The organism is Mesorhizobium sp. WSM4307 (assembly GCF_007003945.1).
GTDB lineage: Bacteria > Pseudomonadota > Alphaproteobacteria > Rhizobiales > Rhizobiaceae > Mesorhizobium.
On sequence record NZ_VFTB01000009.1, the window covers coordinates 1 to 18,471 of the forward strand.

The following is an 18,471-nucleotide window of genomic DNA, read 5'->3' on the forward strand; positions in this document are numbered from 1 at the left end:
GATGGATGCTGAAGCGTGGTAACTCCAGTCTCCTCGGTCCGGTCCGAATGGACAACCTCTCGAAAGCTCACACCTAGAACTCCTCTTGAAAGCGTATCTAGCTTCAAAGGGCGTGTCGAAACGCGGTCTCCGGCTCGGCTTCGGTCACAAGATCGAGGACATTTACGAAGCCGCAGTGGCCCTAGGAATGCCGCCGATTGGGAACGTGAAGATGATTGCCAACAACCTTGACCTGATGAATTCTCAGCAAGATTTTAGGTACCCGTCGGGGTACAAGCTGAATGTCCCGCCGCCGAGCTTCTGCCGAGAAACGTATAACGCTCTCCACACAGCGATCGAGCCGAGGATCCCCACCGAGGTACTGAAAGCCAACCTCAAATTTCATTGGGATTTTCGGGGGAAGACTGTCATTTGGAAGGACGAATAGCCCGAGGATGATCTTCCCCATCTACGTTGGCGTTCTTATGGCGCTGCTGTCAGCATCCGCCATTGGCGGTGGCGGCAAGGCGATCTTGTTGGGATGGCCGCCTCGCTGACAATGGCCGGGATGGGCACTCGCCGGCTGGCTAGGTTCTTAGCAGGCCATAGCCGGCTGTCTGGTGGAGATCGTCTTTCAGGGCTTTGATCGTCTGTGAAAGGTCGCGAACCTTGTCCATCAGCGTCTGAATGGTCGCCCCGATGGGCTGGATCTTAACGCCTCAATCGTCGCGAGAAGCTCAAGGTAGACGTGGTTCAATTGAACTTTCTCCCTTCGAGAGCTCTCAATGGTGATCGACATGTGCGACCAGGCTCGATCAATTGCCTGTTCGCTTATCCTTCATCGACAAGCGGACGCGTGCCGCCACCTCCCTTCCGTCACGCGAAGGACCCAGCCGGCGAGACCAGACGGCGTGCGTGGCGCAATCTTCTATGTGACGAGCGGCGAGATCGCGTGTGTCCCGCCGTGATGGGATCATCTATTCGTCGAGCGCGGCGCTGGCGCCATCATCGTCGATATCTGCAAACCCTGGGATGATCCAGCAGCTTCTCCTTCGACAGCAGCCCGGCGTCCTCGAGCGCCTCGAAATCCGGCAGCTGGCGCAGCGTGTCGAGCCCGAACTGCGACAGAAAAGTTTTGGTCGTCACATAGGTGTAGGGCGCGCCCGGCTGCGGGCTGCGCGGCCCCGAGGCGACCAGCTGCTCAGCGCGCAGCACGCCGATCAGGTCACGTGACACCTCCTTGCCGAAAAAGCTCGACAGCTCGCCACGGGTGATCGGCTGGAAATAGGCAATGCACATCAAGACAAGCGCCTCCGCCTGCGACAGTTCTTTTGCTCCCTCGCCCGCTGCCGTGCCGAAGGCTGCGTGAATGGCGTCGCCAAAAACCTTTTTGGTCCGGTGCTGCCAGCCGCCGGCGACCGCGACCAGCTCGTAAGGGCGGCCGGCGAGTTCGGCGCGAATGTCGTCGATGATCAGCTCGATATTGCAGTTTTTTCCCACCACCCGCGCGAGGACACTACGTGTCACCGGTTCATTTGCCGCAAAGATCACCGCTTCGACGCGGGCCATCCATTCGCACCAGCGCAGCTCCGGCGGCAGATGTTCCAGTTCGGTGTCGAGCAGCGCCGGCTGATCGTTTGGCTTGCGGCGGGCGGACGCTTCGCTCATCGCTACAGCCCGAACAGCCGGAATGTGGGGCGGCCGGAGAGCTCGCGCACGACCTCCAGTTGCTGCAGCCGTTCGAACAGCCGTCGCGATGCAAAGCGCGACAGATTGTCCGTCGTCAGCGATCCGGACACGGCGTCTTCACTGAGCAGCAGAAAGATTACGTCGCCGGCGCCTTTGGCGCGCAGTTTCGGCGCCACCGCCAGGAGTTTTTCGGCCCGGCGCGACAGCTCGGCGGCCAACCGACAAGCGTCCGCGGCGGCCGCGACGAGCGCGATGCAAACCGCCCGCTCAAAATTCTTGTCCCCGGGCCGGATGCGCCGGCCACCGCCGGCCTCGGTGCGGAAAGATGGTCCAAAACCCTGCGCCATTAGGAGCGGCAGGGGCTGCGGCCAGCCCAGGCGTTGCGCCAGTACCAGGTCGGCGAGCCACCAGCCAAAGACTTCGGCATCGGGACGCATGGCGACGACCTCAGCGGCGATCGCCGCGGCGTCGAATGGCGCCGACCGCTGGGATACCCCGAGTTTTTCGATCTGCGTGCAAAGGTCGGCGAGCGCGGCGCCGTCCCAATGGAGGCCAAGCTGGTCGAGTATCTTCCCGAGCCGGCCGGGCGTAGCGGCGGGCGGCTGCCTGGCCAACTGCCGCCAGGCGCCAAAGACGGCGCCTGCGGGACCGGGGTCAGCACGTAGGGGACGCAAATGCCAGGCATCGCGCAAGGCGGCCGCATCCTCGGCGCGGCCGGCGAGCCGCATGCTGGAGGCGGCGCAGCGAACCGCCAGCCGCTGCCGCCAAGCGCCGGCCCAGGCTGCCTGCGCGCGGGCGAGCGTGTCGAGGGCACCCAGGGCGGCGCCGGCCCGGAAGGCGGCGTCGCCGTCACTCGGCGCGCCGGCGCTTGTGATCGCCCACGCGGGAACGGAGGGCGGCGCAGAGGAGCTGGCGGTCGCGGGATCGAGGCGAATCATAATTTGGAGAGTAAAGTGCCGGTGCGCTTTTCGCCATGATTTTCGTGCCAAAACGCACAGCCTGTCGGATCAGCACAACGACTGATAGTGTTGCATTATCAATCTCTTCACGAGTTCGTCCCTGCTAAGCCATTTGGCCAACAAGTAAGTCTCGACAGGGCACCTTTTTGCGCAGCCGGACGAAACTCCGTTCGGAAATGTGCCGGCTCGCGGCGTAGGAGCCTGCTCAGGTTCAGATGTCATGAAGGCATCTAACGCCCGATCTGCCGCGCAACTTCGGTCCCATATTCATTGCCGACGGGGTATCTGAGGGCGACGTTTTTTGCGGGTTTTTCCTGGTCGGCTTTGGAGGTGATGCTGGCGCCGATTGTCACAGGCTACTTCACTATCTGTTCCTTGACCGATGAGATCTTTTGCGCTGCGGCGCTCCCGTCTTTGCTGTGGGTCACCTTCTGACCCAAGCCCCAACGTACACACGCGGGAGTGTCCTACAAGCCATCGGTTTCGACAGATCGGATGGATTGGGCAGGCGAGCCCAAAAGCTGCGAGCTTAGAGCGGTTATAAATCGTAGTTGTAGCTGTGTAACAAACTGTGTAACAAAAAGCGCGAAAAGACTAGTATTTTCAGTATCATAGAGGTGAAAGGGAATCCCTCCCTCTCCGCCACCCTACTTCATAAATTGCCCGACACCCCGAAAGATGTCGCAGCCTGGGCTTGGTCCGGCCTAAGGGACATCGCCTGACCAATCCTCGTGTCCGTGACGTATCCGGACAATGAGAATATGGCCGTCTGCTTCGATCCTGTAGACGACAAGGTGGGCCTTGAACGGGTGGATGCGCATCGGCGGGGATATCTCATGGCGCTCCCGGGCCATGCGGGGATTGGCAGCGATCAGGTCAAGGATCGCAAACATCTGCTCATGATACAGTCCGGCCTGCTCTGCGCCGAACAGACGCATACCCTCTTCAGCGATAGCGATAATATCTTCTTCCGCCGCTACAGAGAGGCGAAATCCCATGGTCAATTGCCGCGCGGCGCATTGGCCCGCGTCAGCGCCTCGGCGAAAAGCGCGTCCTTGGAACGAGTGCCGATGCCGCTTTTCAGACCGTCATCGACGAAGCGCTGCATGGCCGCGATCTTGTCATTGCGCTCCTGATCCCGGCGGATCAGATCCCGCACATAGTCGCTCGCATTGGCATAGCGGCCTGTCTTGGTTTGCGCCTCGACCCAGTCTTTCATGGGATCGGGCAAGGACACGTTCATTGTCGCCATAGCCATCTCCGATGACCTACGGTATGGCATACTTTGGCAAAGTTTGTCAAATTAGCTGCGCGAATTTCGCCGCCAGTGCGCGCAATTTCGGCGCGGCGTTCCGTCGGCTCGGCAAACAGACAAGCTCCCGAGACGAAACGAAATGAAGTTCATTTGACCGGCTTCGATTGAACGGTAGGCTGGCAACAAGCCGCCGATTGCCGCATGGGATCGGTTTCCGTCCCATGCGTGCAGAGGCCGCCGGTTGTGAGCATTTTCGATCGATTTTCCCTGAAGGGGCGCGTGGCCCTGATCACCGGCGGCGGACGCGGCCTCGGTTTCGAGATTGCGCGTGCCTTTGTCGAAGCCGGAGCCCATGTCGTGATGACTGGACGCACCGCAGCGACGCTCGATAGCGCCGTCGCCGCCATCACCGCAAATGGCGGCAGTGCGCAAGCGGCGGTCTTCGACGTCGCCGACATCGGGGCGGGCCGCGCGATGATTGCCGAGATCAGCAAGACCCGAGGCCGGCTCGACGTCCTCGTCAACAATGTCGGCGCTCGCGACAGGCGGCCGCTCGCCGCCTTCAACGACGACGACATTCTCGATCTGATCAGGACGGATCTGTTGTCGGCGATCTCGCTGTCACGCGATGCGGCGGAGATCATGAAGGCCCAGGGTCATGGCCGGCTGATCGCGGTGACCTCGATCGTCGGTGAGATGGCGCGACCCGGCGATGCCATCTATCCCGCCGCCAAGCAGGGACTGACCGGCTTGATGCGCAGCATTGCCGTCGAATATGGCGCCCACGGCGTGACCAGCAACGCCATCGCGCCGGGAATGTTTGCCACCGAGACCAATGCCGCGATGGCGGCAAACCCCGATCTGGTCGCCTTCGCCCGCCAGCGGGTTCCGCTGCAGCGCTGGGGGCGGCCGCAGGAAATCGCCGGCGCCGCGCTTTTCCTCGCCAGCGACGCGGCGTCTTTCGTCAACGGGCACGTCCTGACCGTCGATGGCGGCATGTCGATACAGATGTGAGGATTGCCTGCAGGATGTGGTGCGGGCTTCAGACCGACCCGTCGGACCGGTGTCCGGCAATCGCCTTGACAAAAATCTCCCCGAACTCCTTGAGCTTCGCCCCTCCCACGCCATGGACCTCGGCGAAGGCGTCGAGGTCGCGCGGGCGGCGTTCGGCCATGTCGATCAGCGTGCGGTCGGAAAACACCACATAGGCCGGCACCTGGCGCTCCTTGGCCAGGCGCAGCCGCAGGGATTTGAGCGTGGCCAGCAGCGAGGCATCGACGCCATCGGCGTTGGCGCCCGAACCCTCCGCCCGCATCTTGCGCAAGGCGCGGCTGCGCATCTCGACACGGTAATGGAACGGCATCTCGCCGCGGCCGAGCGCATGGCCTTTTTCGGCGATGGCGAGGCCGCCATGGCCGCTCGGATCCGGCTCGAGGAAACCGCCGGCGACGAGCTGCCGGATCAGCGATAGCCAGGGATCCTTCTTGTGCGCCGCGCCGCTGCCGAAGCTGGCGAGCTTCTGGTGACCGCGGGCCAGGATCTTCTCGGTCTCGTGGCCGAGCAGGATATCGATGACATGGGCGGCGCCGAAGCGCTCGCCGCTCTGCGCGACCGCGGCCAGGATGATGCGCGCTTCCGCGCCGCCATCGGCGCGCGGCACCTGATCCAGGCAGTTGTCGCAATTGCCGCAAGGCTCGGCTTCTTCTCCGAAATAGCCGAGCAGCACCTGGCGGCGGCACTGCGCCGTCTCGCAATAGCCGATCAGCGTGTCGAGCCGGCGATGTGCGCGCTTCTTGTGCTCGACCGCAGCATCCTCGTCGTCGATGAACAGCCGGCGCATGCGGATGTCGCCAAGGCCGTACAGCATATGCGCCTCGGCCTTGCGCCCGTCACGGCCGGCACGGCCGATCTCCTGATAATAGGCCTCCAGGCTGCCCGGCATGTCGGTATGGAAGACATAGGCAACATCGGGCTTGTCGATGCCCATGCCGAAGGCGATGGTCGCCACCATGACGACGCCCGACAGCGTCATGAAGGCGTTTTGATTGGCCTCGCGCGCCTCCTTGCTCATGCCGGCGTGATAGGCGAGCGCGGTGACGCCGTTCTTCTCCAGGAAGGCCGCCATCTCCTCCGTCTTCTTGCGCGACAGGCAGTAGACGATGCCGCTCTTGCCCGGGTGACGCTCGATGAAACGCAGCAATTGCCGCTTGCCGTCCTGCTTGGATTCGATGGCGAGCTTGATGTTGGGCCGGTCGAACCCCAGCACCAGGGTTTCGACCCGCTCGGCGAACAGCCGTGCCTCGATATCGCTGCGCGTGCTCTCATCCGCCGTCGCCGTCACCGCGATGATCGGCACGTTGGGGAAGATGTGGCGCAGGCGCGACAGATCCTCATACTCAGGCCGGAACGCCGGCCCCCATTGCGAGATGCAATGTGCCTCGTCGATGGCGATCAGGCTGATTTCGAGCCTGGAAAGCGCCTCGAGCATCCGCTCGGTCATCAGCCGTTCCGGCGCCAGGTAGAGCAGCCGCGTCTGGCCTGATGCCACGCGGCGCCAGGCGGCGACATTGGCTTCCCGGTCGAGCGAGGAATTGATCGTATCGGCGCCGACGCCGGCCAGCCGCAAGGCCGCGACCTGATCCTGCATCAGCGCCACCAGCGGCGACACGACCAGGGCGAGCCCGCCCATGACCAGCGCCGGCACCTGGTAGCAAAGCGATTTGCCCGCACCCGTCGGCATGACGGCCAGCACATGGCGCCCGCCGAGCAGCGCGTCCATGACATCGGCCTGACCGGGGCGGAAATCGTCGAAGCCGAACACGTCTTTCAGGACGCGCCGTTTGGGATCCTGGGCCCGGACACTCGCCGCCTGTGCCGACATCAGTCGGACTCCGGACGGGAAGCGATTTTTCGGGGATGGGAGAGGATGTGGGAATCGATCAAGATGCTCTCCGCGTGAACCTTTGGAGTAGCGCAGCTATCCTCGGAACACAACCGGAACGGTCATCCATGTTGACGGCGGACTGGTTGGCCGTGGCCCGGGAAGGCACACCTTCCCCCGCGACACCTGCACCCCGCTGGATTCCTTCGCGCTTGGATGTAAGCTTGGCCGGCAAAAGCCAGGGAGGGCGCGATGCTGCAGGTGAGACAGGATGTCCTGGGTGAACGGTTCCAGCTGCAGCGTACGGCCTTCGAGAAGCAGCCCTTTCCGGACCTGAGTGTTCGCAAAGACCGGCTGAAGCGCCTGCTAGCTTTGACCGAACGGCATGAGGCGGAGATCTGCGCCGCGATCGGTGCCGACTTTGGCGGCCGCTCGGCGCATGAGACGCGCCTTGCCGAACTGTTTGTCGTGCGCGCCGGCATCCGCCACACGCTGTCTCATCTGAGCGGCTGGATGCGGGAACGTCGTGTCGCCACCGCCTTGCCGTTCCTGCCGGGCCGCAATCGCCTCGTGCCACAGCCGCTCGGCGTCGTCGGCATCGTGTCGCCCTGGAACTACCCGTTCCAGCTTGCCGTCGCGCCGGTCACGGCGGCGCTCGCCGCCGGCAACCGCGTGCTGGTAAAGCCGTCCGAACTGACGCCGGCCTTCTCGGCGCTGCTCGCCAGGCTGGCCGGCGAGCACTTCGCCCCGGACGAGTTGAGCGTCATCCCCGGCGATGCCGAGATGGGCAAGGCCTTCGTGTCGATGCCGTTCGATCATCTGCTGTTCACCGGCTCGACCGCGGTCGGCCGCCAGGTCGCGATCGCCGCGGCCGCCAACCTCACTCCGGTCACGCTCGAACTCGGCGGCAAGTCGCCGGCGATCTTCGATCCCTCCTGCGATCTCGATGCGGCAACGGCCAGCGTCGCCTATGGCAAGCTGCTCAATGCCGGGCAGACCTGCATCGCACCGGACTATCTGCTGGTGCCCAAGGGGCAGGCCGGCACGGTCGCCGCCAAACTCGCTGCCGCGGTGGCGCGGCTCTACCCGACGCTGCGCGACAACCCCGACTACACCGCCATCATCAGCGACCGGCATTTTCAGCGCCTGCGCGCCATGATCGCGGAAGCCCGCGATGCCGGTGCCGATGTCGTCGAAATCAATCCGGCCGGCGAGGACTTCGGAGCCGCGAGCCGCAAACTTTTGCCGACCCTGGTCAGCAATGCCGGCCCGGATTTGCGGCTGATGCGCGAGGAGATTTTCGGCCCGGTGCTGCCGATCGTCGAATATGCCACCGTCGACGAGGCGATCAGCCATGTGAACCAGGCCGACCGGCCGCTCGCGCTCTACTGGTTCGGCAACGACAGCACCAACCGCCGGCGTATCTTGCGCGAGACCGTCGCCGGCGGCGTCACCATCAACGACTGCATGCTGCATCTGGTGCAGGAGAACCAGCCTTTCGGCGGTGTCGGCGCCAGCGGCATGGGCGCCTATCACGGCGAATGGGGGTTCCGCACCTTCAGCAAGGAGAAGCCGGTTTTCCTGCAGTCGCGCCTGAGCGCCGGCGCCCTGCTGCGCCCGCCCTACGGCAAGACGTTCGAGCGGATTTTCAGCCTGCTCCGGCACATCACCTGACCGAAGGCAGCCGTCGGTTGTACGGCGCATTAAGCTTATCTTCACCACGATGCGGCAGGCTTCGCATCCTGCGGTCATGTCTTGAGTACCGCGGCGCCACAAGCGCCCAGGCAACAACCCGCGCCTCTCTTGGGGCGCGGGTCATGTGCCCGCACTCGATCTCCCAGATTGGCAGGGCAAGTCCTCGGCTAAAGCATGATGCCGAAAACTGTGAAGCGGTTTTCGGACGACATCATGCTCTATCGCTTTGATTTAGAGCAAGAAAATCGGCACGGTGCGGCGTAAAGCTGTCGACCAGCCGTCCCGCTTCCAGCGCCTTGACGCCATGCACCAGACCGGACGGCACGATGAAGGCGCCGCCGGCCTCGAGAATTTCCGTCCGCCCGTCGATGGTCACCTCGAAGCGGCCCTCGGCGACGTAGCTTGCCTGGACATGCGCGTGCGAATGCACGGCGCCGACGCCGCCCTTGTCGAAGCCGAATTCAACCAGCATCAGCTCATCGGTGGAGAGGAGAACGCGCCGCCTGTTGCCGTCGGGCGTCGGCGTCCAGGCGCCCTCGCCGGCATGCGCGAAGATCTTGGTCTTGGTCATGTTCTCTCCTCATCGCGCCAGCCAGCCGCCATCCACCGGCACCGCCCCGCCATGCATATAGTCGGAAGCCCGTGCCAGCAGGAAGACGGCGGCATCGCCAATGTCCGACGGCTCGCCCCACCGCCCCGCTGGAATGCGCCCGAGAATGGCGGCACTGCGCTCGGGATCGGCCCGCAGCGCCAGCGTGTTGTTTGTCTCGACATAGCCCGGCGCGATGGCATTGACATTGATGCCCTTGGCCGCCCATTCGCAGGCGAGCAGGCGGGTGATGCCGAGCACGCCGTGTTTCGAGGCGGTGTAGGAGGCAACGCGGATGCCGCCCTGGAAACTCAGCACCGAGGCGATGTTGACTATCTTGCCCCGGCGACCATCGGCAAGCGCGCGCCTGGCGAAGGACTGGCAAAGCAGAAACACCGTCTTCAAATTGACGTCCATGACGTCGTCCCAGTCGGTCTCGGTCAGATCGACGGCATCGGCGCGCCGGATGATGCCGGCATTGTTGACCAGCCCGTCGAGCGGCCCGCTTTCGTCCCACACCCGATCAAGCATCGGTCCGGCGGCCGCCGTGTCGGCAAGGTCGGCGCTCACCGCCTCGAATCCGGCACCGATGGCCGCGACCTTGCTCGCCGTATCGTCCATCGACGAGCGGCCGACGCCGACCACCGTGCCGCCCGCGCGCGCGATCGAGAGGACAATGCCTTGGCCGATGCCGGTGTTGGCGCCGGTGACGAGAATACGCTTGCCGGCAAGGCTGAAGGCGGAGAGATCGCTCACCGCAGCTCTTCCATCGTCACGGGCTCGATGTCGGTATAGTCGACATTGTCACCGGCCATGGCCCAGATGAAGGCATAGTTGGAGGTGCCCGCGCCCGAATGGATCGACCAGCCCGGCGACAGCACCGCTTCCTCGTTGCGCATGACGATATGGCGCGTTTCGTCCGGCTCGCCCATGAAATGGAAGACGCGTGCCGCCTCGGCCAGGTCGAAGTAAAGATAGGCCTCCATGCGGCGGTCGTGCACATGGCACGGCATGGTGTTCCAGATGGAGCCGGGCGCCAGTTGCGTCATGCCGACGACAAGCTGGCAGGTCTGTGCCCCTTCGGCATGGATGAACTGGAAGATCGAACGCTCGTTGCAGGCATCCTTGCTGCCGAGGTCGAGGCGCCTGGCGTCACTGACGCGGATCAGCCGGTTGGGATGTGCCTGGTGCGCTGGCGCGCTGAGCAGGTAGAACTTGGCCGGCGCGGCCTTGTCATCCGAGGCGAACGCCACATCATTGGTGCCCATGCTGAGATAGAGCATGTCGCGCGCCTGCAATTCGAAGGACTGGCCGCCTGCTTCGATCGTGCCGGCGCCGCCGATGTTGACGGCGATCAGTTCGCGGCGATCGAGAAAACCTTTGGTCCCGGTCGGTTTGATCGCTTCCAGCCGCAACGCTGTCGCCACCGGCATGGCGCCACCGACGACCATGCGGTCATAATGAGTGTAGGTCAGGTTGATGCGGCCTGGCTGGAACAGGTCCCCGATGTGGAAATTGTGCCGCAGTTCGTCCGTTCCCATGGCCGCGGCGGCAACCGGATCAATGGCGAAGCGCGATGTATAGTCGGTAAGGTTCTGGCTCATTTCCGTCCTGACTTCCGATGGATCATTCGCCGGCGGCCGCCTTGACCGAACGGGCGTAATAAGCCTGTCGCGCGTGCAGACGCTCTCGGTAGCGTTGCTGGCTGGCGCCCAGATGGGCGCGCATCGCCTCGCGCGCGGCTTCGGCATCGCCCGATGTAATCGCATCGAGAATCACCAGATGCTCGCGCTGCAGCCCGCGCTGATAGCTGTCGGACTGCACCAGTTCGGTGGACCAGGGCGAGGTCACGTCGCACGGAATGGCGCGGCGGCCGAGCACGTCGAGCATCTCGACGTAGAACGGATTGTTGGTGGCGCTGGCGATGGCGCGGTGGAAGGCAAGATCGGCCGGACCGGTCGGCTCGCTGGCGAGCAGCAGCCGCTCGAATTCAAAGAAGGCTTCCTGGATCGCCGCTTCCTGAGCGGCGTTGCGGCGGATGGCGGCGAGCCCGGCCGATTCGATCTCGATCGCCAGGCGCACTTCGAGCACGTTGAGGGCGATCGAATCCTTGCTGCCCATGTCGGCGGCAAGCGCACCGAACATCGTCGAGATGTGCTCGGTGACGAAGACGCCGGCGCCCTGGCGCGGCTCGACCAGGCCGTCGGCGGCAAGCTTGGCCAAGGCCTCGCGGATGACGGTGCGGCTGACGCCGAAGGTTCCGGTCAGTTGGCCTTCGGTGGGCAGTTTGTGGCCGGCGAGGATCTCGCCCGCCTGAAGCTGCCTGCGGATCGCCGCCACGACGGTCTCCGACAGCTTGGGTTTTCTCTCGACCCTGAGGTCGCGCGCGGTATCGGACACGTGGCGATCTCCTAGTGGAACAGGCTCGGCAGCCACAATGAAATTTCCGGCACGTAGGTGACAAGCATCAGCACGACGAAGGCCGCTCCATAGAATGGCCAGATCGAGCGCATCGCTGTCCAGATCGGGATACGCCCGATGGCGCAGCTGACGAACAGAACCGCGCCGACCGGCGGCGTGCAAAGGCCGATGCCGAGATTGAGGATGAGGATCACGCCGAAATGGACGGGATCGACGCCATAGGCCATGACGACCGGCAGGAAGATCGGGGTCGTGATGATGATGAGCGGCGACATGTCCATGAAGGTGCCCAGGATCAAAAGCACGACATTGATCAGCAGGAGAATGACCAGCTTGTCGCTGGACACCGATTGCAGGAAGGCGACGAGCGCGGCCGGCACGCGAAGATAGGCGAGCAACCAGCCGAAGGCAGCCGCACAGCCGATGATCATCAGCACCATGGCGGTGGTACGCACCGCCGCCGTCGTGGCCGCGACGAAATCGCCCCAACTCATCGAGCGGTAGACGATCAACGTCACCAGGAAAGCATAGACGATGGCGATGCACGAGCTTTCGGTCGCGGTGAAGACGCCGGACCTGACGCCGCCGAAGATTATGCCTATCAGGATGAGGCCGGGAATGGCGGCGACAAGCAACTGCAACGCCCGGCCGAAGCCGGCGAAGGGTTCCGTCGGATACCCTCGGCGGCTTGCGACCCAATACGCCGTTACCATCAGCGACAGCGCCAGCAGCAGACCCGGCAGGACGCCAGCCGTGAAAAGGTCCGCGATCGAGATGCGGCCGCCAGCAGAGATGGAATAGATGATCATATTGTGCGAGGGCGGAATCAAAAGGGCGATGATTGCGCCGACCGAGGTGATGTTGACGGCGTAGTCGATGCCGTAGCCGCGCGCCTTCATCTGCGGGATCATCAGCCCGCCGACCGCCGAAGCATCCGCGACCGCCGAGCCGGAAATGCCGCCAAACATCGTCGAGGCCGCTATGTTGACCTGCCCGAGGCCGCCGCGCAGATGGCCGACCAGCGATCCCGCCAGCGCCACCAGCCTTGCGGCGATGCCACCGCGCACCATCAGGTCGCCCGCGAAGATGAAGAACGGGATGGCCATGAGCGAAAAGACGCTGACGCCGGAATTGAGCCGCTGGAACACCACGACGGGCGGCAGGCCGAGCGTCAGGATCGTCGCGAAGCTGGCGACGCCGAGACAGAACGCGATCGGCGTGCCGATGACCAGCAGGAACACGAATGTACCGAAGAGGACGGCCAGCGCCATTGTTCAAAGCTCCTCGCCGGTTGCATAGATATCCGCGTCGACGGGCAGGCCGGCAAAACGCCCGGCCAGCCGCTCCAGTGAAAACAGGCAGACCAACGCACCGCCCAAAATGACCGGCAGGAAGCTGACGCCGCCGGGCAGCGCAAGCGAAGGCATCACCGTGTTCCATGTCAGTTTGGCCAGTTGGACCCCGTAGACGATCATGCCGGCACCGAAAGCGAACACGACGATGTCCGAAATGCTGCGCAGCACCGCCTTGGCCGAGGTGGGCAGGACATAAAGCAGCACATCGAAGCCGAGATGCGTGCGTTCACGCACCCCGACGGCCGCACCCAGGAAGATGAACCAGCCCATCAGGAGCACGGAAAAGGATTCCGTCCAACTCGGCGAGCGGTTCAGCATATAGCGCGAGAAAACCTGCCAGAAGATGATGATCGTCATCAGCGTCAATCCGGCGCCGCTGACCCACAGGGCCAGCCGGGCGAGCCCGGAGAGCACGCGCTCCACACCGCGCCAGAATCCCTTGGCCGCGTTGATCGAAGGCAGCGCGGTGGTTTCCGCGCTGCTCGGCCCATTGCCCGTCCCGCTCATTTCTCGGCCTGTATGCGCGCGGCCAGGTCCTTCAGCTCGGGCGTCGACAGATACTTGTCGTAGACCGGCTTCATCGCATCGATCAGCGGCTGCTTGTCGATTTCGCTGACCTTGACGCCGGCGGCCTCGACGATGCCGCGCGACTTCTTCTCCTGTGCGTCCCACAGTTCGCGCATCTTGACGACGCTGTCCTTGGCCGCTTGCCGCACGATCCCCTGGTCTTCCGGCGAGAGCTTCTCCCAGCTTGCCTTCGACATGACGAGCACTTCCGGCACGATCTGGTGCTGGTCCATCGTATAGTGCTTCGCGACTTCGTAATGTTTGGCGGATTCGAAGCTCGGCCAATTGTTCTCGGCACCGTCGATGACGCCGGTCTGCAACGCCGAATAGACCTCGCCATAGGCCATCGGCGTGGCATTGGCGCCCAGCGCATTGACCATGTCGACAAACACGTCCGACTGGATGACGCGGAACTTCATGCCTTTCAGGTCGGCGATCGAGGTGATGTCCTTCTTGGTGTTGTAGAAGGAACGCGCCCCGGAATCGTAGAAGGCCAGACCGACGAGATCATGCGTTTCGAACGCCTTCAGGATCTGGTCGCCGATGGGCCCGTCCATGACGTGGCGCATGTGCTCGACCGAACGGAACATGTAGGGCAGTGACGGCACTGCGGTCTCCGGCACGATGCCGTTGAAAGGCCCCATCGAGACGCGGTCGAGGTCGATGACCCCGGCCTGCGTCTGCTCGATCGTGTCCTTCTCCTCGCCAAGTTGCGCCGAATGATAGACCTCGACCGAATAGCGGCCATTGGTGCGCTGCTTGATCAGGTCGCCCATGTATTTGACCGCCTCGACCGTCGGATAGCCGTCCGGATGCGTATCCGACGATCGCAATACGGTCCCGGCGTTGGCAATGCCGACCAGCAGCGAGCCGAAGGCGAATGTGGCTGCCATCAGTTTCGAAAAATGCGCCATGACTTTCCTCCCTTTGAAAACCGAAACGCCCGGCTCACAGCCGGTACGCTTTCTTCGCGAGCGTGTAGGCAAGGTCGCGGGCCAATTCATGCGCCTCGCCCTCGCGCAATCGATGTTCGGCGACGAGCCGCGCCAGGAATGCGCAATCGACACGCCGCGCCACGTCGTGGCGCGCCGGTATCGAGGGAAAGGCGCGGGTGTCGTCGTTGAAGCCGACGGTGTTGTAGAAGCCTGCCGTCTCGGTCGTCATCTCGCGGAAGCGGCGCATGCCTTCCGGGCTGTCGTGGAACCACCACGCCGGCCCGAGCTTCAGCGCCGGGTAGACGCCGGCCAGCGGCGCCAGTTCGCGCGCATAGCTGGTCTCGTCGAGCGTGAAGAGGATGACGGTCAGGTCGCGCTCCAGCCCGACGCAATCGAGCAACGGCTTCAGCGCCGTCACATAATCGGTCCGGGTCGGGATATCGAAGCCCTTGTCGCGGCCGAATCTCTGGAAAATGGAAGGCGAATGATTGCGCCAGGAGCCGGGATGGATCTGCAGCACCAGCCCGTCATCCCGGCTCATCTTGGCCATCTCGGTCAGCATCTGGGCGCGGAACAGTTTGCGCTCGCGCTCATCCTGCGAGCCGCGGCGGATGCGGTCGAACAGCTCCTGCGCCGCCGCATCGGAAAGATTGGCGGTCTCGGCCGTCGGGTGGCCATGATCCGACGAGGTCGCACCGAAGCTCTTGAAGAAGGCGCGCCGCTGGCGATGCGCCTCAAGATAGCCGGCCCAGCTCCCCGTATCGCAGCCTGTGATTTCGCCGAGCCGGTCGAGATTGGCCGAAAACCCTTCGAAGTCGGGATCGACGACGGCATCCGGCCGATAGGCGGTGATAACGCGGCCTTCCCAGCCGCTGTCGCGGATCATCTGGTGCCATCTGAGATCGTCGAGCGCGCCTTCGGTGGTCGAGATGACCTCGATGTTGAAGCGCTCGAACAGCGCACGCGGGCGGAAATTCTCCCACTGCAGCACCGTCGCGATCGTGTCGTAATGGCGGTCGGCCGTCGTTGCATCCAGCGGCTCTTCGATACTGAACAGATCGGCGAGCACATGGTCGAACCACAGCCGGGTCGGCGTGCCACGGAAGAGATAATAGTGTTCGGCGAAGCGTCGCCAGATCGTCCTGCCGTCGGTCTCCACCGGCGCGCCTTCGAGGGTCGGCACGCCGAGATCCTCGAGCCGAACGCCCTGACTGAACAGCATACGGAAGATGTAGTGGTCCGGGACGATAAGCAATTGCGCAGGGTCCGGGAATGGCTCGTTGAGCGCGTACCAGCGCGGATCGGTGTGGCCGTGCGGGCTGACGAGCGGCAGGTCTTTGATCCCGGCATAGAGATCGCGGGCGATCGAGCGCGGATGCCCCTCGGCGGGAAACAGCAAATCCGCATCGGTCAGCGCCACGGCGATCCTCCCAGGGCGCTATCGGTAGGGTCGGCTACAAATTATGTCAACATACAAAAATTAGACTGTTGTATGATGACTTTTGAGCAAAGCTGAGCATTGTGGGCAAAGGCCGGCGATGTTACGTCGGTTGCCGATCCGCCCAGCAAGATCACCAGTCAGACGAGCGCCGCGTACCGATGACAGACCGCCGCCTTTCCAACCGCACGGCGCATGCGCTGCCGGCCGGGGTCGTCGCACCTCGATATGATCGCGGCACGGTTGCGCCGGGCATCGTGCATCTCGGCGTCGGCGCCTTCCATCGCGCCCATCAGGCCGCCTATGTCGACGAGTGCCTGGCGGCGGGCGAAACGGAGTGGGGCATCGTCGGCGTCTCCTTGCGCAGCCCCGACACGCGCGACGCGCTGTCGCCGCAGGACGGGCTCTACACGCTGGCGATCCGCAGCAGTGGCGAGGAGGAGCTGCGCGTCATCGGCTCTATCCAGTCGATGCTGGTGGCACCGGAGGACCCGGGCGCGGTGCTGGCCACGCTGACCGATCCGCGCACCCGCATCGTCACGCTGACCATCACCGAAAAGGCCTATCTCAGGGCCGCGGGCGGCGGATTGGACACCGCTCATCCCGATATCATCCATGATCTGGCCAATCCGCGGATGCCGAAGACGGCGCATGGTTTCCTCGCCGAGGCGGTTGCCCGGAGACTGGCCGCCGGCACCGCGCCCTTCACCGTGCTGTGCTGCGACAACCTGCCGGCCAACGGCGCCACACTGCATCGGCTGCTGACCGAATTCGCCGAGCTGCGCGATGCCAGGTTTGCCACGGCAGGCGACACCAGGATCGCCGACCACATCGCGAATGAAGTCGCCTTTCCGTCGAGCATGGTCGATCGCATCGTGCCGGCAACCACCGACGCCGACCGGGCACGCATCGCTGGCGAACTCGGTGTCGACGATGCCTGGCCCGTGATGACCGAGCCCTTCCGCCAATGGGTGGTCGAGGACAATTTTCCGGCGGGCAGGCCGGACTGGGAAAAGTTCGGCGTCACCATGGTCGGCGATGTCGGCCCCTTCGAGGACATGAAGCTCAGGCTGCTCAACGGCGCGCATTCGGGCATCGCCTATCTCGGCCTGCTCAGCGGCCACGCCACTGTCGACCGCGCTTTCGCCGATCCGGCGATCCGGAAGTTCGTCGACGGGCTATGGGCCGAGGCCATCCCGACATTGCCGGAAGATGCCGGGCTCGACACGGCGACCTACACGGCCGAGCTTGCCGAGCGTTTTTCTAACACCGCGCTCGCCCACCGCACGGCGCAGATCGCCAATGATGGCAGCCAGAAGCTGCCGCAGCGCATCATCGCCTCCGCCATCGAGTGCCTCGAAGCCGGTACTGAGTTCGTGCATCTCACGCTGGTGGTGGCGGCCTGGATCGCCGCCTGCGCCGCACGCGGAAAAACCTTGCCCGAAAACCATTTCACCGACCCGCTCGATGCGGCGTTGACGGCGCTTTTGGACCAGCAATTGCCGGCGAACGAAACCGTGACGGTGGTGTTCGACTTGGCCGGCTTCGCCAGGGATCACGCCGAGCGCCAGACGCTGATTGAACTCGTGGCCGTCCATCTCGTTCACCTGCGACGGGACGGTCCGACACTGGCCTTCGCCGCGTTGGGAATAGGAACTGAATAGTCAAGGCGGGACCCGATACGGGCTATTTGGCAGCCGAACCGTCCAACGTCTGCCGGGAAGAATATTCCACGCCTCGCGAATTCCAGAACAGGCGCACCGCCTTGCCGACGAGATTTTCGTAGGGAACGAGGCCCATTTGGAAGCGGCTGTCGTTGGAGTTGTCGCGATTGTCGCCCAACGTGAAATACTCTCCCACGGGCACCACAAACTCGCGTGTGTTGTCGCCGACCGAATTGTCGGCCAGGTCGATCACCAGATAGGAAACTCCCTCCGGCAGTATTTCCCGCTGTAGCTTCGCCGATTTTACCTCTTCCGACGAATAATCGCCGACAGCCTCAAGCTTCACCGCCACACCGTTAATGTGGAGCACGCCATCGATCATCTGAATCCTGTCACCGGGCAAACCGATGAGTCTCTTGACGTAGTCTATGTCTGGGTTAGTCGGCACCCTGAAAACCATGATATCGCCTCGCCTTGGCTCGGCGCCGAATATGCGGCCATCGACCGGCAACAGCCCAAAGGGCACACTGTAGCGACCGTAGCCGTAGGCGAATTTGGAGACAAAGAAATAGTCTCCCTCCACCAGCGTCGGCACCATGCTGCCGGACGGCATGGAAAACGGCTGGAACAGGAACGCGCGTATTGAAAATGCAAACGGGTAAGTGGTCAAAAAGACAAGCACCAGCACCCAAAGCCCGTGCGCAAACCACTTGTCGGGCTTGAAGCGACGCGTGAAGGGCACAACGAGCCCGACCGACAGGAGCATCAAACCAATACTGGAAAGGTTGGCTACCGGGCCAAGATCGACGCCCGGCAACACCGGAAATCCTGTATAGACACACGCGAAAAAGATGGCGCTGAACACCATCAGGCTGGCGACCGCCAGTCTGCCGCTGCCGATCCAGAGGAACCCACCGAAGGGACCGCCAAACGCCGATACCAGAGCGGTCGACCACCGGGATCGCGAAGCTGGTTCTCGCGCAGCTGTTTCGTTGGTCATCGGCCGTCCCCCTCGCCAAGTCCGACTGTCCAACAAACAAAAAA

17 protein-coding genes are annotated in these 18,471 nt (G+C 63.6%); 3 read left to right on the forward strand and 14 right to left on the reverse strand.

Translation table 11 applies throughout. The features are described from left to right. Positions 1 to 984: 984 nt before the first annotated feature. The 4 genes from FJV83_RS21780 to FJV83_RS21795 form a co-directional block, all read right to left on the reverse strand. Entirely contained in the window at positions 985 to 1,647 is a 663-nt protein-coding gene (locus FJV83_RS21780; protein WP_063169436.1) for an SMC-Scp complex subunit ScpB, read from the reverse strand. Positions 1,648 to 1,649: 2 nt separating this feature from the next. Next, positions 1,650 to 2,606: a DUF1403 family protein gene (locus FJV83_RS21785; protein WP_063169437.1), complete on the reverse strand. Its 957-nt coding sequence runs from the start codon at positions 2,604 to 2,606 to the stop codon at positions 1,650 to 1,652. A gap of 725 nt (positions 2,607 to 3,331) precedes the next feature. Beyond that, positions 3,332 to 3,625 (reverse strand): type II toxin-antitoxin system RelE/ParE family toxin, encoded by a 294-nt coding sequence (locus tag FJV83_RS21790; protein ID WP_142887276.1) that lies wholly within the window; start codon positions 3,623 to 3,625, stop codon positions 3,332 to 3,334. Positions 3,626 to 3,627: 2 nt separating this feature from the next. Beyond that, a complete protein-coding gene (locus FJV83_RS21795; RefSeq protein WP_095775864.1) occupies positions 3,628 to 3,879 on the reverse strand; it encodes a type II toxin-antitoxin system ParD family antitoxin in 252 nt (83 codons plus the stop codon). A gap of 246 nt (positions 3,880 to 4,125) precedes the next feature. Here FJV83_RS21795 and FJV83_RS21800 point away from each other — a divergent pair, with 246 nt between their 5' ends. Further along, entirely contained in the window at positions 4,126 to 4,896 is a 771-nt protein-coding gene (locus tag FJV83_RS21800) for an SDR family oxidoreductase (protein WP_095775865.1), read from the forward strand. A 28-nt stretch (positions 4,897 to 4,924) separates the two neighbouring features. Here FJV83_RS21800 and recQ read toward each other — a convergent pair whose 3' ends face one another. Continuing rightward, a complete protein-coding gene (recQ, locus tag FJV83_RS21805; RefSeq protein WP_142887275.1) occupies positions 4,925 to 6,763 on the reverse strand; it encodes a DNA helicase RecQ in 1,839 nt (612 codons plus the stop codon). Between the two features lie 252 nt (positions 6,764 to 7,015). Here recQ and FJV83_RS21810 point away from each other — a divergent pair, with 252 nt between their 5' ends. Further along, positions 7,016 to 8,437, forward strand: a complete 1,422-nt coding sequence (locus FJV83_RS21810) for a coniferyl aldehyde dehydrogenase (protein ID WP_142887274.1) — start codon at positions 7,016 to 7,018, stop codon at positions 8,435 to 8,437. Positions 8,438 to 8,669: 232 nt separating this feature from the next. Here the strand turns inward: FJV83_RS21810 and FJV83_RS21815 are convergent, their stop codons facing one another. Genes FJV83_RS21815 through uxaC form a run of 8 tightly spaced genes read right to left on the reverse strand, consistent with a single transcriptional unit; the run spans position 8,670 to position 15,745 of the window. Next, positions 8,670 to 9,029 (reverse strand): cupin domain-containing protein, encoded by a 360-nt coding sequence (locus tag FJV83_RS21815; protein ID WP_142887273.1) that lies wholly within the window; start codon positions 9,027 to 9,029, stop codon positions 8,670 to 8,672. A gap of 9 nt (positions 9,030 to 9,038) precedes the next feature. Further along, positions 9,039 to 9,803 (reverse strand): 2-dehydro-3-deoxy-D-gluconate 5-dehydrogenase KduD, encoded by a 765-nt coding sequence (gene kduD / locus FJV83_RS21820; RefSeq protein WP_142887272.1) that lies wholly within the window; start codon positions 9,801 to 9,803, stop codon positions 9,039 to 9,041. Then, positions 9,800 to 10,651: a 5-dehydro-4-deoxy-D-glucuronate isomerase gene (gene kduI / locus FJV83_RS21825; RefSeq protein ID WP_142887271.1), complete on the reverse strand. Its 852-nt coding sequence runs from the start codon at positions 10,649 to 10,651 to the stop codon at positions 9,800 to 9,802. The genes kduD and kduI overlap by 4 nt, the downstream gene beginning before the upstream one ends. A 22-nt stretch (positions 10,652 to 10,673) precedes the next feature. Next, positions 10,674 to 11,447 carry a FadR/GntR family transcriptional regulator gene (locus FJV83_RS21830; RefSeq protein WP_142887270.1) on the reverse strand — a complete coding sequence of 258 codons (774 nt, stop codon included), beginning with the start codon at positions 11,445 to 11,447 and terminating at the stop codon, positions 10,674 to 10,676. Between the two features lie 11 nt (positions 11,448 to 11,458). Beyond that, complete coding sequence (locus tag FJV83_RS21835; protein WP_095790260.1) at positions 11,459 to 12,739, reverse strand: TRAP transporter large permease; 1,281 nt, start codon at positions 12,737 to 12,739, stop codon at positions 11,459 to 11,461. A gap of 3 nt (positions 12,740 to 12,742) precedes the next feature. Next, positions 12,743 to 13,330, reverse strand: a complete 588-nt coding sequence (locus tag FJV83_RS21840) for a TRAP transporter small permease (protein ID WP_179296570.1) — start codon at positions 13,328 to 13,330, stop codon at positions 12,743 to 12,745. Continuing rightward, complete coding sequence (locus FJV83_RS21845; protein WP_095775821.1) at positions 13,327 to 14,304, reverse strand: TRAP transporter substrate-binding protein; 978 nt, start codon at positions 14,302 to 14,304, stop codon at positions 13,327 to 13,329. The genes FJV83_RS21840 and FJV83_RS21845 overlap by 4 nt, the downstream gene beginning before the upstream one ends. Before the next feature lie 34 nt (positions 14,305 to 14,338). Next, positions 14,339 to 15,745, reverse strand: a complete 1,407-nt coding sequence (gene uxaC, locus FJV83_RS21850) for a glucuronate isomerase (RefSeq protein WP_095775822.1) — start codon at positions 15,743 to 15,745, stop codon at positions 14,339 to 14,341. A 179-nt stretch (positions 15,746 to 15,924) separates the two neighbouring features. Between uxaC and FJV83_RS21855 the strand changes: the two genes are divergently transcribed. Then, positions 15,925 to 17,427: a mannitol dehydrogenase family protein gene (locus tag FJV83_RS21855; RefSeq protein ID WP_142887269.1), complete on the forward strand. Its 1,503-nt coding sequence runs from the start codon at positions 15,925 to 15,927 to the stop codon at positions 17,425 to 17,427. Between the two features lie 22 nt (positions 17,428 to 17,449). Here FJV83_RS21855 and lepB read toward each other — a convergent pair whose 3' ends face one another. After that, positions 17,450 to 18,427 (reverse strand): signal peptidase I, encoded by a 978-nt coding sequence (lepB, locus tag FJV83_RS21860; protein ID WP_245438148.1) that lies wholly within the window; start codon positions 18,425 to 18,427, stop codon positions 17,450 to 17,452. Between the last annotated feature and the right edge of the window lie 44 nt (positions 18,428 to 18,471).